Source organism: Paenibacillus sp. NRS-1782, assembly GCF_050467685.1.
Lineage (GTDB): Bacteria > Bacillota > Bacilli > Paenibacillales > Paenibacillaceae > Paenibacillus > Paenibacillus terrae_A.
The window spans coordinates 119,543-133,782 of the sequence record NZ_JBITPH010000018.1 but is presented as its reverse complement, the minus strand read 5'-3'; the positions used below and the strand labels follow the sequence as shown (position 1 = coordinate 133,782).

The 14,240-nt window shown below is 46.7% G+C and carries 14 protein-coding genes; 6 read left to right on the top strand and 8 right to left on the bottom strand.

Annotated elements, in window-relative coordinates:
* Positions 1–200 precede the first annotated feature (200 nt).
* Positions 201–1,709, top strand: coding sequence for an aminotransferase class V-fold PLP-dependent enzyme (locus ACIFQM_RS07730; protein ID WP_430043075.1), 1,509 nt, complete (start codon positions 201–203; stop codon positions 1,707–1,709).
* Positions 1,710–1,840: 131 nt separating this feature from the next.
* Here ACIFQM_RS07730 and ACIFQM_RS07725 read toward each other — a convergent pair whose 3' ends face one another.
* A complete protein-coding gene (locus ACIFQM_RS07725; RefSeq protein ID WP_430043073.1) occupies positions 1,841–2,893 on the bottom strand; it encodes an LLM class flavin-dependent oxidoreductase in 1,053 nt (350 codons plus the stop codon).
* A 250-nt stretch (positions 2,894–3,143) separates the two neighbouring features.
* Between ACIFQM_RS07725 and ACIFQM_RS07720 the strand changes: the two genes are divergently transcribed.
* Entirely contained in the window at positions 3,144–3,899 is a 756-nt protein-coding gene (locus ACIFQM_RS07720) for an AIM24 family protein (protein WP_430043072.1), read from the top strand.
* Between the two features lie 153 nt (positions 3,900–4,052).
* Here ACIFQM_RS07720 and ACIFQM_RS07715 read toward each other — a convergent pair whose 3' ends face one another.
* The 4 genes from ACIFQM_RS07715 to ACIFQM_RS07700 form a co-directional block, all read right to left on the bottom strand.
* Positions 4,053–4,394, bottom strand: coding sequence for a zinc ribbon domain-containing protein YjdM (locus tag ACIFQM_RS07715; RefSeq protein WP_025686189.1), 342 nt, complete (start codon positions 4,392–4,394; stop codon positions 4,053–4,055).
* 258 nt (positions 4,395–4,652) lie between these two features.
* A complete protein-coding gene (locus ACIFQM_RS07710; protein WP_430065215.1) occupies positions 4,653–5,519 on the bottom strand; it encodes an SDR family oxidoreductase in 867 nt (288 codons plus the stop codon).
* Between the two features lie 192 nt (positions 5,520–5,711).
* Positions 5,712–6,068, bottom strand: coding sequence for a hypothetical protein (locus ACIFQM_RS07705; RefSeq protein ID WP_430065213.1), 357 nt, complete (start codon positions 6,066–6,068; stop codon positions 5,712–5,714).
* Positions 6,069–6,257: 189 nt separating this feature from the next.
* Entirely contained in the window at positions 6,258–7,637 is a 1,380-nt protein-coding gene (locus ACIFQM_RS07700; RefSeq protein WP_430043065.1) for a PLP-dependent aminotransferase family protein, read from the bottom strand.
* A 109-nt stretch (positions 7,638–7,746) separates the two neighbouring features.
* On the opposite strand from ACIFQM_RS07700, the gene ACIFQM_RS07695 reads away from it, so the two are divergent.
* The 3 genes from ACIFQM_RS07695 to ACIFQM_RS07685 all read left to right on the top strand — a co-directional run bounded on the left by ACIFQM_RS07695 (position 7,747) and on the right by ACIFQM_RS07685 (position 9,967).
* The gene (locus ACIFQM_RS07695; RefSeq protein ID WP_430043063.1) at positions 7,747–8,643 is read left to right on the top strand and encodes a DMT family transporter; all 897 of its coding nucleotides are present in this window, start codon (positions 7,747–7,749) and stop codon (positions 8,641–8,643) included.
* Between the two features lie 104 nt (positions 8,644–8,747).
* Positions 8,748–9,575, top strand: a complete 828-nt coding sequence (locus ACIFQM_RS07690; protein ID WP_430043060.1) for a GNAT family N-acetyltransferase — start codon at positions 8,748–8,750, stop codon at positions 9,573–9,575.
* Positions 9,576–9,775: 200 nt separating this feature from the next.
* Complete coding sequence (locus tag ACIFQM_RS07685; protein ID WP_430065211.1) at positions 9,776–9,967, top strand: hypothetical protein; 192 nt, start codon at positions 9,776–9,778, stop codon at positions 9,965–9,967.
* A gap of 78 nt (positions 9,968–10,045) precedes the next feature.
* On the opposite strand, the gene ACIFQM_RS07680 is transcribed toward ACIFQM_RS07685, so the two are convergent.
* Together ACIFQM_RS07680 and ACIFQM_RS07675 are read right to left on the bottom strand one after the other, a co-directional pair.
* On the bottom strand, positions 10,046–10,171 hold the full coding sequence (locus ACIFQM_RS07680) for a hypothetical protein (RefSeq protein WP_430043055.1): 126 nt from the start codon (positions 10,169–10,171) through the stop codon (positions 10,046–10,048).
* Positions 10,172–10,237: 66 nt separating this feature from the next.
* A complete protein-coding gene (locus tag ACIFQM_RS07675; RefSeq protein ID WP_430043053.1) occupies positions 10,238–11,194 on the bottom strand; it encodes an endo-1,4-beta-xylanase in 957 nt (318 codons plus the stop codon).
* 309 nt (positions 11,195–11,503) lie between these two features.
* Between ACIFQM_RS07675 and ACIFQM_RS07670 the strand changes: the two genes are divergently transcribed.
* Complete coding sequence (locus ACIFQM_RS07670; protein ID WP_430043051.1) at positions 11,504–12,949, top strand: DEAD/DEAH box helicase; 1,446 nt, start codon at positions 11,504–11,506, stop codon at positions 12,947–12,949.
* A 106-nt stretch (positions 12,950–13,055) separates the two neighbouring features.
* Here the strand turns inward: ACIFQM_RS07670 and ACIFQM_RS07665 are convergent, their stop codons facing one another.
* Positions 13,056–14,135 (bottom strand): PRK06851 family protein, encoded by a 1,080-nt coding sequence (locus tag ACIFQM_RS07665; RefSeq protein WP_430043050.1) that lies wholly within the window; start codon positions 14,133–14,135, stop codon positions 13,056–13,058.
* Positions 14,136–14,240: the final 105 nt, after the last annotated feature.

Genomic DNA, 14,240 nt, shown 5'->3' with positions numbered 1-14,240 from the left:
GAAGAGGCACAGAAGAGACTAGCCCAATGTTTCCCATCATTCCTTCTTACGATAGTTGCCCTCCAATTGGGCTGGATGAGTACGGCTTTCGGATGAGGTTTTTATTTTGTCAAAATGATGACATTCGCCTATTTTTCTTAACCCATTCGGGTCTTCCTACGTACCCTAGAACGACAGAACCACGTGGGAGGCGCCGCAGTATGCTCAAGGCTCGGATCGGAAGCAACAATTGTGCGTACCAGCCTTCTGGCGAGGCTTATTTCGCACGATATCGGGAAGGTACGATTGGATATCGTCAAACCTTTGAATCTCCATACGGGCCAAAAAAGCTGATGTATGCGGATTGGGCAGCCAGCGGCCGTCTATACGGACCTATTGAGTCCAAAATAGCTAACGATTTTGGCCCTTTTGTAGCAAATACCCATACAGAGTCTAATTTGACAGGTACCCTGATGACCCAAGCCTACGAAGAGGCAAAGCGAATCATTAAGAACCACGCTCATGCTGACAAACACGATATCATTCTGTTTGCCGGGTCCGGAATGACAGGGGCCATAAATAAGCTTCAACGCATGCTGGGATTGAAAATACATGAAAAGTTAAAGCATCACTACCCTATCGCTGAAAAAGAACGTCCCGTTATTTTTGTCACCCATATGGAGCATCACTCGAATCATATTTCCTGGGCGGAAACGATTGGAGACGTCGTGTGCATTCCTCCCGGTCCCAGTGGTACCGTTGATCCGGCAAATCTGGAACGTTTGCTGCTTCAATTCCGTCATCGCCCTATCAAGATCGGCGCTTTTACAGCCTGTTCCAATGTTACGGGGTTTGAGCCGCCGATTTATCAGCTATCCCGCAAAATGCATGAGCATGGCGGAGTGTGTTTCATTGATTTTTCCGCAAACGCCCCTTATGCCGAGATCAACATGCATTCCACAGAGCCGCTTGAAAGATTAGATGCTATTGTATTTTCTCCCCACAAATTTCTCGGTGGCCCCGGAACAAGCGGCGTTCTAATCATGGATTCGCGGCTAAGCCTCAACCATGCCCCGGATCAGCCTGGGGGCGGTACGGTAAGCTGGACCAACCCTTGGGGTGAGTACGAATATAAGGAGAATATCGAGGCACGCGAGGATGGAGGAACTCCTGCTTTTCTACAGGCCATTCGAACGGCGCTCTGCATTCAACTAAAAGAACAGATGGGCCAAAGCCGCATTTTGGAGCGAGAAAAGGAGTTAACGTCATTATTGTTAAAAGGGTTGAAAGGAATACCATGCTTGCACATTCTAGGAGGAACAAGCCAAGAACGGCTCGGAATCGTTTCTTTCGTTGTCGACCATATCCACTATAATCTGATCGTAAAATTACTGAATGATCGGTTCGGAATTCAGGTCCGCGGCGGTTGCTCCTGTGCAGGAACGTATGGACACTATTTGCTGGGCATCGACCAACAAACCTCTCATCAGATGTCAGACCTCATCCATGCGGGAGACCTATCGAGAAAACCCGGCTGGGTGCGCCTGTCCCTCCATCCCATAATGACGATTCAGGAAGTCTCCTATCTGATCTCTTCCATACGAGCGGTTGTAGAAAATATCATAGCGTGGCAAAAGGATTATACGTACCAGCCCGACTCCAACGAGTGGCGATATAGGTATGAACATCAAAAAATAGATGTCAGCAAATGGTTCAATTTTAGTAATTAGGAGATCCCTGTCCAATCCCTTCTCTTAAATGCCCTTTGTTGAATACTCGATAACTCTCAAAAAAGAAAGGAGCCACCTTGTACCGAAGGCTGCTCCTTTCTTTTTTATCCATCCACTTAGAAGAAAAACGCTTATTTACTCTCAGTTTCCCACTTGGATATTTCCTCGCGCACCCGTGGGGCTACCTCTGTTCCCAATAGCTCAATGGCTCTCATGACATCCTCGTGCGGCATCGTACCAACAGGTACGTGCAACAGGAAGCGTGTAATGCCTACCTGCTTACGCAGGTGGATGATTTTCTTGGCAACCGTATCGGGATCGCCTACATACAACGCCCCTTCAAAGCTACGAGCGGCATCAAAGCTGGAACGAGTGTAAGGACCCCATCCACGCTCCCGCCCAAGCACATTCATACTTTGCTGAGTAGAAGGGAAAAACTTGTCGGCTGCAATCTCGGTATTTTCCGCGATAAAACCATGCGAATGGGATGCCACAGGTAACAGAGATGCGTCGTGCCCTGCATGCGCAGCCGCTTTTTTATACAGCTCCACAAGTGGTGCAAACTGCACAGGGCTACCACCAATAATCGCCAGTACCAGCGGCAATCCGAGCAAACCGGCACGAACTACAGATTCCTGATTGCCTCCGCTACCAATCCATACGGGCAACGGATTTTGAACCGGACGTGGATACACACCCAGATTATTGATCGCAGGCCGATGTCCGCCCTTCCAGGTGACTTTTTCAGAATCCCGTATTTTCAATAATAGTTCGAGTTTTTCATCAAACAGTTCGTCATAGTTATCCAAATCATAGCCAAACAGCGGGAACGATTCGATAAAAGAACCCCGGCCTGCCATAATCTCAGCTCGTCCATTCGAGATGCCGTCCAATGTGGCAAAATCCTGAAATACACGTACCGGATCATCTGAGGAAAGCACCGTGACCGCGCTGGTCAGCCGAATCCGCTGGGTCTGCGAAGCAGCAGCAGCTAATATTACCGCAGGAGCAGATGCCGCATAATCTTTACGATGATGCTCTCCCACGCCATATACATCCAGTCCTACCCGATCTGCAAGCACAATCTCCTCGACAACTTCACGTATTCGTTGCGCATGACTGATGACCTCACCCGTTTGTGTATCCGGCGTTGTTTCTACAAATGTGCTGATACCTATCTCCACTTGCCCTACCCCCTGCTTCAATGTCTCGTTCTCATAGGCTGCTTTGTGAGCAAACCATTTTAAAAACCGATATCTTTATATTGAACCTTTTCCGCGTTTTTTTCAAGCTCTCCTTTTCTGAGTCTGAAAATCAGCCAAAGGGAGTGTCAAGATTCGCCGCAGGAAACGAAATCTTTTTGTCGAATATTTTATGGAGTAAAAGAGATTTCCATCCTCACAACATGAATACAACAAGGAGGCTCATACATCCATGGCTTTTGTCATCAATAACCTAAAGGATAACAGCAATGTTGCCATCACAGACCAATTAGGTGGATTTAGCGTATTGGAATACATATCGGATTTAAGCTGCACCTCGGTTGCGGCTGCGGAAGCCAATTACTATATGAGCAAAAGTAACATGCGACGCAAGCAGCTCATGATCGAAATCAACAATAGTGAAATTATGATGAAGGCGGGCGCCATGCAATATACGGTGGGCAGTATGGAGATGACTACCGGCGTAAAAGGCGTAGGCGGCTTAATGCGAAATTTGGTGTCTGGTGCGGTAACGGGAACAAGTGCCATCAAACCTCACTATAAGGGCACGGGTACGATTATGCTGGAACCTACTTATAGTTACATTTGGCTCATTGATGTCGATAATGATCACATTGCCATCGAAGACGGCTTATTTCTAGCTTGTGAAACCACGCTGGACATATCCGTCGTTGCCCGTAGCAACCTTTCCTCGGCCGCACTGGGTGGAGAGGGATTATTTAATTTAAGCGCCCGGGGAAAAGGAGTTCTTGCCCTGCAAGCGCCTATCCCATCCGAGGAAGCCGTCATTGTTGAATTGCAAAATGATGTGCTAAAAGTGGACGGCAATTTTGCCCTCATGTGGTCCAATACCTTACAGTTTACCGTCGAGAAATCTGGAAAGACCAAGCTTGGCTCTGCCGCTTCCGGCGAAGGTCTGGTTAATGTGTACAGAGGAACCGGAACCGTTTGGCTGGCACCGCTGTAAACGATGTATATTCCAAGGAGAAGCCCCTAGCTTCTCCTTTTCCTAAATCCTTATTGAACTAAAAAGTGTCCGAACATAAAGAAAAACCCCTCTTATTTCAAAGGGGTTTCCCAGTACAAGCTCCACACTCGTTGGATTGCGTTCAAACGATCGCTAGTTCTTTTTCACAAACTCCGATTTTAATTTCATCGCTCCGAAGCCATCAATTTTGCAATCAATATCATGATCGCCTTCCACCAGACGGATATTCTTTACTTTTGTGCCGATTTTCAGGACGGATGAGCTTCCTTTGACTTTAAGGTCTTTAATGACGGTTACAGAATCACCGTCTTTCAGGACGTTACCATTGGCATCCTTGATGACTTTTACATCTTCGTTATTCGCTGCTTCTGAATCGGAAGACCACTCATGAGCGCATTCCGGGCAAATGAAAAGACTCCGATCCTCGTACGTGTATTCTGAGTTACATTCCGGGCAATTTGGCAAATTAGACATCGTCTTATGTACTCCATTCATTTTCAAAATTCTACTACTGTGATCACCCTATGAACAAACCTTGCTCCAAGCCCTCCCTGGAGTTCCTTACAAGTATATTGGAAAATCAGCAACGATTCCACTAATAGAGGAAATTAGTTTGGGATTTCCCTTTTCATTTGGATGATAATGATGACTAAAAAAGAATGCCCGCCTTGTTAGGGGAGCATCCTTTATCATAAGCAGAATCATATTTTGAAAATGTATTCTACGGCAGTGTTATGCCTTTATTTGCTCAACCAGCTCACGAATTCCTTGGCTAAGCGGCGTAAGTGGGCGTTTCAGAAGCTTTTCGAAATCGTTGCTTGCAGCATCCAAAGCTCCTTCGCGAATCGCTTGCTGAATACCGACCACAATAGGGATTGCGGCTTCCGGAACACCCGCACCAAGCATAATATCGCCATACGCAGCATCGTCTACCTGCTGTACAGGCACATCCTTACCCAGCACCTCAGCAAGAATCGCGGCAAACTCTTCTTGGGTAATCGACTTGCCGGAAAGCTCGTAGATTGTGTTTTCATGCCCTTCGCCGGACAAAACGACTGCCGCCGCTTGCGCATAATCTGCACGGGTAGCCCAACCTACTTTACCGGAGCCTGCTGAGGTCAGCCAAGGAGCCCCGGCCAGCACGGATTGAATCGTGCCTGCTTCATTTTCAAGATACCAGTTATTCCGCAGGAAAGAGTAAGGAATGCCTGATTCGCGAATGAACTCTTCCGTTGTACGATGTACAGGTGCAAGGAACAGCGTGCTGTCAGCCGCATTGGCAACGCTGGTATACGCAATGAAGCCTACTCCCGCACGTACAGCAGCATCCACAGCAGCCTTGTGCTGGCGGATTCTCGTATCATTATCGCCGTCTGCGGATATAATCAGCAGTCGGTCTACACCGGTAAACGCTTGGTCCAGCGTCTCCGGTTTATCAAAATCGCCGTGACGAACGTCAACACCACGGGCACGCAAGCTTTCTGCTTTTTCCGGATTTCTCACGCTAACAATAAGGTCTTCTGCCGATACGGATGCAAGCAACGCCTCTACTACGATGGAGCCCAGTTGCCCGGTTGCTCCTGTTAATGCGATTTTCATAAGAAATCCTCCATTCAGATTTTATTTACCTTTCTATAGTAACTATAAATATGACAATTGTCTAATTTGGAGTTGATGAATACACAGCTGCTGTCAGCAAATTAATGTTAGGCTGATTGATGCATTAACGTGAATTGTTAAAGAGGTACGCGGGGGCGTAGAAGGTTTGCATTTGCCCCGTGGTGAGGGGTCTTAAGCTTTTTTCAAGATAACATTCTTACATAGAACAATTAATATTTGGGGGATCAATACAATAAATACGTGTAACAGCACAATGAATGGCAAGGATGAAATAAAAATGGCCGGACCTTGGTCTTCTCTCATGCGCTCAACGAACAGCCACCACATAGGTACGGATACCAGCCACATTAAGACATTGGAGATAGCTAGATACCAAAGATTTTTCCACAAAAAACAAAACAATATCGCAAGGATCGCTGGAATAGTCCATGAGCCGATCAAGCGACCGTTGCTGAGTATTACGAAAGCCGCAATAGGATAGAGAATTGCAATGATAATTTGGACTATTTTATTTTCATAAAACCTCAATTTGATAGCCTCCTTTTTTCATCGGCAATCAGGGTGTAGAACTCAGGATTCTCACCAAAACCTTCTTCAGACCTGAGCGGTCTTCTTCAGGCAAAGCGGTCGCACCAGGAATAATAATTTCCACTCATGGAGGGCGTCTTGGAAATGGCTGAACTTACACCTCTTCCAACGAAATGGTTTCGTATTCGCTCATATGTACCGTTGCAGGGCATTCCTAATCCTGCTAACCCCTTCACGAATCTCGCTTTCATTTAGATGCCCATAGCCCATTAGCAGTCGGTTTCCTTCGAGCTGTGCCGCAAATACATTTTCGCTACGGAAACATTCCGCCAAATTCTCTCGGAGCGTGAACTGAAACTCTGCTACCAAATGCAAACCAGCTGGCCGACCACATACCCGGAATTCCCCCGTAAAATGCTGCTCCAGACTATCAAGCAGGACTTGACGCCGTTTGGCGTACACTTTTTTCATCTTATGTACATGTTTATGAAGAAGTCGCTTCCTGATGTAACGGCTCAATACAATTTGCTCCAAGCTCGCCGTCTGGTAATCCGCCAGTTGCTTTAACCTGATAAAATCCGCGACACGTGACGGAGGAAGAACAATATAACCAATCCGCAGTGCAGGGAATAAAATTTTGCTAAACGTTCCGACGTATAGCACCCGTTCCGGGTCCAGACTCTGCAAGGAGTGAACGGGCATCCCATCAAATCGGAACTCACTGTCATAATCATCTTCGAGCAAAAGGCATCCTGTCCGAACGGCATACCGGATGAGCTCGATCCGCCTTTGGATCGGCAGAATCCCCCCCAGTGGGAACTGGTGCGAGGGTGTTAGATAGGCCAGTTTAGGGTGATTTATTTGCGGCAGATCCGCTGTTATAACTCCCGAATCATCAACAGGCATGCTCCGCAGTGTTGCCCCTGTAGCCGACAGGATACTTTTTAAATCTTCGTTCGTGGGTTCCTCCACCAAGACTTCGTCCCCCGCCGACAGCAGCAGACGGGTGACAAGCTGAATCGCTTGTACCGCTCCGCTAGTAATTACAATATGCTCCGGTCTGGCTTTCACTCCTCTGGTGCGAATCAGATAGTCAGCCAGCTCCCTTCGTAGCTCAGGCTCACCAGCAGGGTTACCATAACCCAGTGCCAGATCGGGAGCCTCTTTGCATACGCACTGAAGCAAGTCGGCCCATGATTTGCGCGGGAACAACTCCAACGCGGGCAGGCCGGTCCGGAAGGAAATGACCGACACCTCATTTGAAGATGGAATACCTATTGCAGACACAGACGTTTCAATAGGCGGTGAGGATACATAGCCTGGAAGGACGGCTCCCTCAGCTACATAGGTACCTGAACCTGGGCGCGCCGAGGCTAAACCTTCGGCCAGCAGCATTTCATAAGCTTCGAGAATAACATTCCGGGAGACATTCAACTGTAAGGCCAGCACCCGGGTCGAAGGAAGCTTATATCCTGCATGCAGTTCTCCAGCTAAAATACGTTCCCGTATGGTCTGATACACCTGACGCAGCATAGGAACTGTCACATTCTTATCAATAGATACCCACATACGCTGCCCCCTCAAGCGGTACTGTCAAAGACCTGTTCAACTGGATCTACAACGAACCATTTTCTATGGTTACAGTATATAATAATATTTGTACAAGAGGTGAGAAGGAATGAACAAACCCACCCTTTCGACTTACATGGAATTACTAATCGCAACCTTCATCGTCGGCAGTTCTGTGGTAGTCGGTAAACTGGTCGTGATGCGGCTGCCTGTTTTTTTATCGCAATCTGCCAGTCTGGCCGTTGCCCTTCTGTTCTTGGTACCCATTGTGTTAATCAGGAAATATTCACTAAGGATCAGCAAACGAGATGCCTTAATCCTGCTCATTCAGGCCCTGATCGGCATGTTTCTCTTCCGTGTCCTGATGCTATACGGGCTCACCTACGCCACTGCTTCCGAAAGCGGTATCATGACAAGCTTGACGCCAGCTATCGTTGCCCTTCTTTCGTATGTGCTGCTGAAAGAAAAGATTACGCTACGCCCCCGACTCGGGATCGCCTGTTCGTTGCTCGGCGTTTTGGCGCTACAAGCCCCTCACATATCCGCTCTCTGGTTTTCTGCGCCCAAGGCAACCTCATTCATTGGCATGCTGCTTATCCTGTCCGCCGTATTCGGGGAAGCGGCACTAACGGTATTACGCAAGATGCTATCCAGCCATGTCTCTTCCCTACTTGGAACCATGTATATAACACTCTTTTCGTTCCTCATGTTCCTGGCTTGTTCCTTTGGAGAGGCTCGGCAATTCAACTTCAATCACGTTGGTGCTGGGGAGGTTGGACTTGTGTTATATTATGGTATCTTTGTCACAGCATTAGCCTATGTATTATGGTTCAGGGGCGTATCTAGGGTACCGGCCAGTACGGCAGCTGTATATACCGGTTGTATTCCGTTCAGTACGCTGCTACTGTCCTATGTCATCCTTCGGGAACCTTTTTCAATTGCTCATCTGGCGGGTGTAGGCTTTGTCTCCCTTGGCATCATGCTTATTTCACGTGGGAAACGCTGATGACTCACGCAAAAGAGCTTTTCCCGAACTCGCTCCATATCCTTTGTACTTAACCAAGGAGGGAATAAACAATAATTACCTATAAAAGAAGCACTGACGTTGGCATGGAACACATTTTTCAGGCATTTTCGCTTGGGTTCTCGGATTATTCGATTCGCTTGTCCGCAGACCAGGACGATTTCGCAGCACGTTTTTTGGGTCCGGAGGGCAATTCACGGGATCACTCTTTCCTTGCCATGGATCAGGATCAACCAATCGGCTTGGTCCTCGGCGGTATCCGGCAGTTTGACGGGTACAAGACCATGCGTTGCGGTACGCTGTGCATCGCTCCGGCTTACCGTGGTCAGGGGATTAGCAACAAGTTGCTTGAACTGCATAAACAATCAGCTCTATTGGCGGACTGCCAGCAGCTATGGCTTGAAGTCATCAAGGATAATCATCGGGCTGTAAAATTATATCAAAAACATGGCTACCAGACGCGCTATACGTTGAAATACTACAACGGAACCCTGCCTTCTGCACCACCCGATGCTTCCTCAACTTTGTACACAATTAAGAAAATTACCTTTGAGGAAGTTGAGGCTTTCCGTAAGACACTCACCGATTGTCACATCCATTGGCAAAGCGACACACCTTATTACGCCGCCAGTACACTGGAAGCTTTTCTCGGTATCTACGATGTGAATCAAGCCTGCCTCGGCATGGTGGCCATGAGTCCGCAGGGTAAAGTCAACTTTCTTTGGGTTGATCCCAAGCACCGCAGCCAAGGACTTGGACGCACCCTCCTTCATGGAGCAGCAAAGCTCCAAAGGGTTGAGAAGGTGTATATCAGCCTGCCCGACAATGACTCTATTGAGCGTTTTATTCAAAAAATAGGTCTCTCGAAAGACCCCATTGAGCAATATGAAATGTGTATGCCGCTTCAACGATAATGGTTCATCACATTTAAATCTTTTGCATACCTATGCCTCCTGAGTCTATCGTTACTTTCTTCTTCCAATTGTAGAGTAAATGAGAGGAAGGGATATTTATAGTGATTTCTTTTTTTATAGAATATTTTCCTAAACATGGATTGCAAAATGACCGTTAATATAAGGAGTATGTTTTTAATTATTAAGAAGAGGTGTATTTTTTGGACGAACAGCACATAACTCTTCAACAGTATGGCAAGAAAGATGTGGACAAATATGTCACCCATGTAGCGATTATTAAGACCGAAAAGAATTACTACCAGGTGCTTGGATATGCACCAGCGTCTAAAGACGGCCGTTTAAAGAAAGAACTGCACGACATTACCTATAGCTTCCGCGAGGTTCATCATTAGACTGCGTGGCTGGAAATAAAAAGGATAAGACAGAAAAAGCAGGTTACTCCTTAAGAGCAGCCTGCTTTTTGGTGCTTGTTACCTGATACATGTCTTTAATTCTTCCGTAATTTTCTTCCGTAGTTCTTCATTCGGAGGAGCTAACCCGAACATTTCCGCAAACCACAAACCGTCTATAGCTAATCGGACCATAGACTTAGTCAAGTAAACGTCTCCCCTACCCCAAACGCTCAGCAAAAGTCCCACATCTGGTTTTGCATCGCCATTGGACTAGCTGCCCAGATATTGTCTCAGCCATTGGAGCGCGGGACGTTCCGAGCCGTTCGAGTTCAGTAGATGTGTATTCGATATCCAGGTTTGCCCCTGAATGTATCCCCAGAGCGTAACGCCCTTCACCGAAGAATGCTTCCATAATACTGGGAATTTTTCCTTGTATCTGGCAAGCTGGGTGTTGTCGTCACCAGTTATATCTAGTTCCGACACATAGATTGGCAATCCTGTTGCCGATAGCTTGTTCAGTACAGTGTTCATCGTGTTAACTGAGACGGTGTCCATACTGAACTGGTGGCATTGAATGCCAATTCCGTCAATTAAGCCTCTACTTTTGAGCTGATTAATAATATTGACGTATTGGTCGGTTAATGAAGGGTCGTTGATAATTCCATATTCATTTATAAGTAGCTTGGCATTGGGAAAAGCTTGTCTGGCCTGTTGGAACGACCATATGACCCAATCCCATCCGGTCGACCCGTCACCGCCGATGGCATGACGGAAGGACGGCTTCTGATGCAGTGGCTCATTCACCACATCTACAAACGCCGCATTCGGATAGCGCTGACCGGCAGCTTGAATCCACTGGGTCACTTCCGCCTTCTGATCAGCAGCCGACAGTCCGCCAATCCATCCTGGCTCCTGGGCGCCCCATACCAAGGTGTGAAACTTGAATGGGAAGCCATTATTACGGGCATAATTGTAGGCGGTATCCGCCTGCGACCAGTTCATATTGTTACGGCTGCCTTCAACCGAGCCCCACTTGGTTGAATTCTCCGGCGTCACCTGATTCCAGTACGTTCCGTAACTAGGAGGGACACTGCCGGCAATGACGTTCCCGAGGAATTTGCTTCCCTTCGCCAGACCAGCATCAGCCTGATTTACCAGAACAGACGATAACAATACACCCGTCAACGCCAAACAGCTTACCAACTTGCCTACTTTAACTCTCAACATAAAATCTCCTCCTCATAGGTATAGTTTTTAATACCTCACCCTTTAAAATAAAACGCTTACATTTCCAATTATAAGGATGAGTGATTATTTTCTGCTACCTGTGAAAATAAAGATTTAACCCAAGAAACTTTACATCCTTGCGGGACAGCCAAACATCTGTTTTTGCAGTCGGTAACGGCAAGATTGGGGAATATTCGATATGTATTAGAGTGAATCTGGATATAGAGTATACTATATAAGCATACGTTAGATGCACGATGACATTCTATATGTATAGGTACTCCAAATACAGCGCAGAAGAGGTTGAAAATGAGTCAGAAGCATTTTTCAGATTATCCATTAAGTGAAGAAATCGTGAGAGCGCTGGATAGTCTAGGCTATGAGACGCCAACAGAAGTTCAGACGAAAGTCATTCCCGTTGCGCTTGAGAAGAAGGATCTTGTGGCCAAATCACAAACAGGTAGCGGCAAAACAGCATCATATGGTATTCCACTCTGTGAGCTAGTAGATTGGAATGAAAATAAGCCCCAAGCTTTAATCCTGACGCCAACCCGTGAACTCGCGTTACAGGTCACCGAAGACATCACGAATATTGGACGCTTTAAGCGGATAAAAGCAACATCCCTTTATGGGAAACATCCTTTTCATATACAAAAGGCCGAGCTAAAGCAAAGAACACATATGGCTGTAGGTACGCCAGGTCGTGTACTGGATCATATTGAACGAGGCACGCTATCGTTAGATCGGATGGCCTATCTCGTGATTGATGAGGCTGATGAAATGCTGAATATGGGCTTTATCGAGCAAGTTCAGTCGATCATTCAGGCCCTGCCTAGTGACAGGGCTACGATGTTATTCTCCGCTACTTTTCCTGAGGATGTAGCCAGACTGTCACACAAGTATATGAACAATCCTGTTGAAATTGAAATAAAAGCGACCGGTATAACGACAGCTACCATTGATCACTCCTTGATTCAGGTGGCAGAGGCGGACAAGCTGGTATTACTTCAAAATCTGCTCATTGTTGAGAATCCTGAGAGCTGCATTATTTTCTGCCGTACGCAGGAGAATGTAGATAAGCTATTCAGAGCCTTGGCTGATCTGGAGTATCCGTGTGATCGTATTCATGGGGGGATGGAGCAGGAAGAGCGTTTCGAGGTGATGAATGCGTTCAGAAGAGGACAATTTCGTTACTTGATTGCGACTGATGTAGCTGCTAGAGGTATTGATATCACGAATATCACCCATGTCATGAACTACGATATTCCTCTTGAGAAGGAAAGCTATGTTCATCGCACAGGACGTACGGGACGTGCAGGCAAGACGGGAAAAGCCATTACCCTGGTTACCCCTAAGGATGACAGACGATTAGCCGATATTGAAGCATACATTGGATTCGCGATTCCGAAAGTAAAAGCTCCCTCAGAAGAGGCTGTAGATCGGCGTAGAGAGGATTTTGAGCAGAAGCTGCATGTCAGAACTGTACTTAAAAAAGACAAGCGTGAGCAATTAAACCAACAGATTATGAAGCTTAACTTCAATGGCGGCAAGAAGAAGAAACTTAGAGCCGTAGATTTTGTGGGAACCATCGCTAAGCTTGATGGGGTAACCGCAGGCGATATCGGGATCATTACGATTCTTGATCATGTAACCGATGTTGAGATTTTGAATGGTAAGGGTCCACTTGTGCTGGAGATTATGAAGAATACGACCGTAAAAGGTAAACTGTTAAAGGTACGCAAGGGGAATAGGTAGAGGCTACTCGTTATAAAAGAAGGGCTGGGAGAAAGGCGCTATAGACGCACCTTTCCTCTAGCCATTTTAATTATCGAGGTCAGTTGTTCCTGCTCATGGCTGCCAGCTATCCCCCAATTTCCTGTTCGATCCGGGATCTTATTTGATCTACAAGGTGGACATCCATCGTCGCTGAATAGATTTCCTTTAACTCATCCCGTAAGGACTTAGCTTGTGTCAGATGCTGTATGGATTGCTTCATGGCTTTAGAGTATCGCTCTTTAATGTCGGCAATAGCATCCGAATGCGCTTCATCTGTGCCGGGCTGTATACATCGCGAATACATATCGACGATTTCATCGGTGGCGTGGACCGGCTCGTACTCATGCGGTGCCGTGCTGTCGAAAATAGCAAAACCAAGCTCTCGCACGATAATCATATCGAGACTGTTCGGATCGAAGCCACAATGGTAGATTTCGATATCAAAGCCACGTTGTATTCCTTCATCCGCTAATTTCTTTAACAGAGTAGACTTACCGGATCCGGCGCGGCCTTTAACCAGATATCTCTTTAAGCCCGCAGTCAGATTAGGGACGTAATCAACAGCCCCCTTCGGCGTAGTCGCACCTAGAAAACGACGGTCTACCCGACTTACTCTCTCCAGTTTCCGATCACCATAGAGGAGTTCAATATACTCCTGGGTCAGTTCATCAGCTAATTGAAAATTCATGCTGGCTATATATATGGTTTCCCATTCGTCGTGAATACGAAGTGCTTTGGCAAAGCCGGAATAGGCTTGGTTATGTGCTTGCGTGATTTGTTCGGTCAAGCTGTCTATTTCTTGCTTTTGCAGATTCAACTGAAGCCTATCGGCTGCCTGCTCTACATCCACGTGCACGATGACTGTCTCAGGCAGTTCGGGCTCAATGACATGTGGTGCCGTTCCATCCACGACTCCTACTTTTAACTTGGGTATAATTACTCCGTCCAACGAATCGTTGTCCGATGCGCAATGGAGAATCCATATCTCATAGCCTTGCTGTGCCATATGCTCTCCAATTTCTCGAATAAGCCTTGATTTCCCCGTTCCAGGGCCTCCTTTTAAGACAAACAAACGTGTTAATCCTTGAAGTGACGAATTATACAGGTTAGCAAATCCTTCAGCCGTGTTGCCGCTGGCATAGAAACTAAGGATCGTTCCGTCCATAATCACACACCTTTCTGGGCTAATGTCATGCTCCATTGTATTAATTTTCTACGGAAAAGGTGCCTTTCATTCCCTACCATCTTTGATAACTGAGCAATTTGAAAA

Excerpts from the sequence above, each read along its gene's own strand:
- ACIFQM_RS07710 (WP_430065215.1), bottom strand. The coding sequence starts at position 5,519 with ATGAAAATCGCATTAACAGGAGCAACCGGGCAACTGGGCTCCATCGTA.
- ACIFQM_RS07700 (WP_430043065.1), bottom strand. The coding sequence starts at position 7,637 with ATGTGGGTATCTATTGATAAGAATGTGACAGTTCCTATGCTGCGTCAG.
- ACIFQM_RS07695 (WP_430043063.1), top strand. The coding sequence starts at position 7,747 with ATGAACAAACCCACCCTTTCGACTTACATGGAATTACTAATCGCAACC.
- ACIFQM_RS07730 (WP_430043075.1), top strand. The coding sequence starts at position 201 with ATGCTCAAGGCTCGGATCGGAAGCAACAATTGTGCGTACCAGCCTTCT.
- ACIFQM_RS07715 (WP_025686189.1), bottom strand. The coding sequence starts at position 4,394 with ATGTCTAATTTGCCAAATTGCCCGGAATGTAACTCAGAATACACGTAC.
- ACIFQM_RS07665 (WP_430043050.1), bottom strand. The coding sequence starts at position 14,135 with ATGGACGGAACGATCCTTAGTTTCTATGCCAGCGGCAACACGGCTGAA.
- ACIFQM_RS07720 (WP_430043072.1), top strand. The coding sequence starts at position 3,144 with ATGGCTTTTGTCATCAATAACCTAAAGGATAACAGCAATGTTGCCATC.
- ACIFQM_RS07690 (WP_430043060.1), top strand. The coding sequence starts at position 8,748 with ATGGAACACATTTTTCAGGCATTTTCGCTTGGGTTCTCGGATTATTCG.
- ACIFQM_RS07670 (WP_430043051.1), top strand. The coding sequence starts at position 11,504 with ATGAGTCAGAAGCATTTTTCAGATTATCCATTAAGTGAAGAAATCGTG.
- ACIFQM_RS07675 (WP_430043053.1), bottom strand. The coding sequence starts at position 11,194 with ATGTTGAGAGTTAAAGTAGGCAAGTTGGTAAGCTGTTTGGCGTTGACG.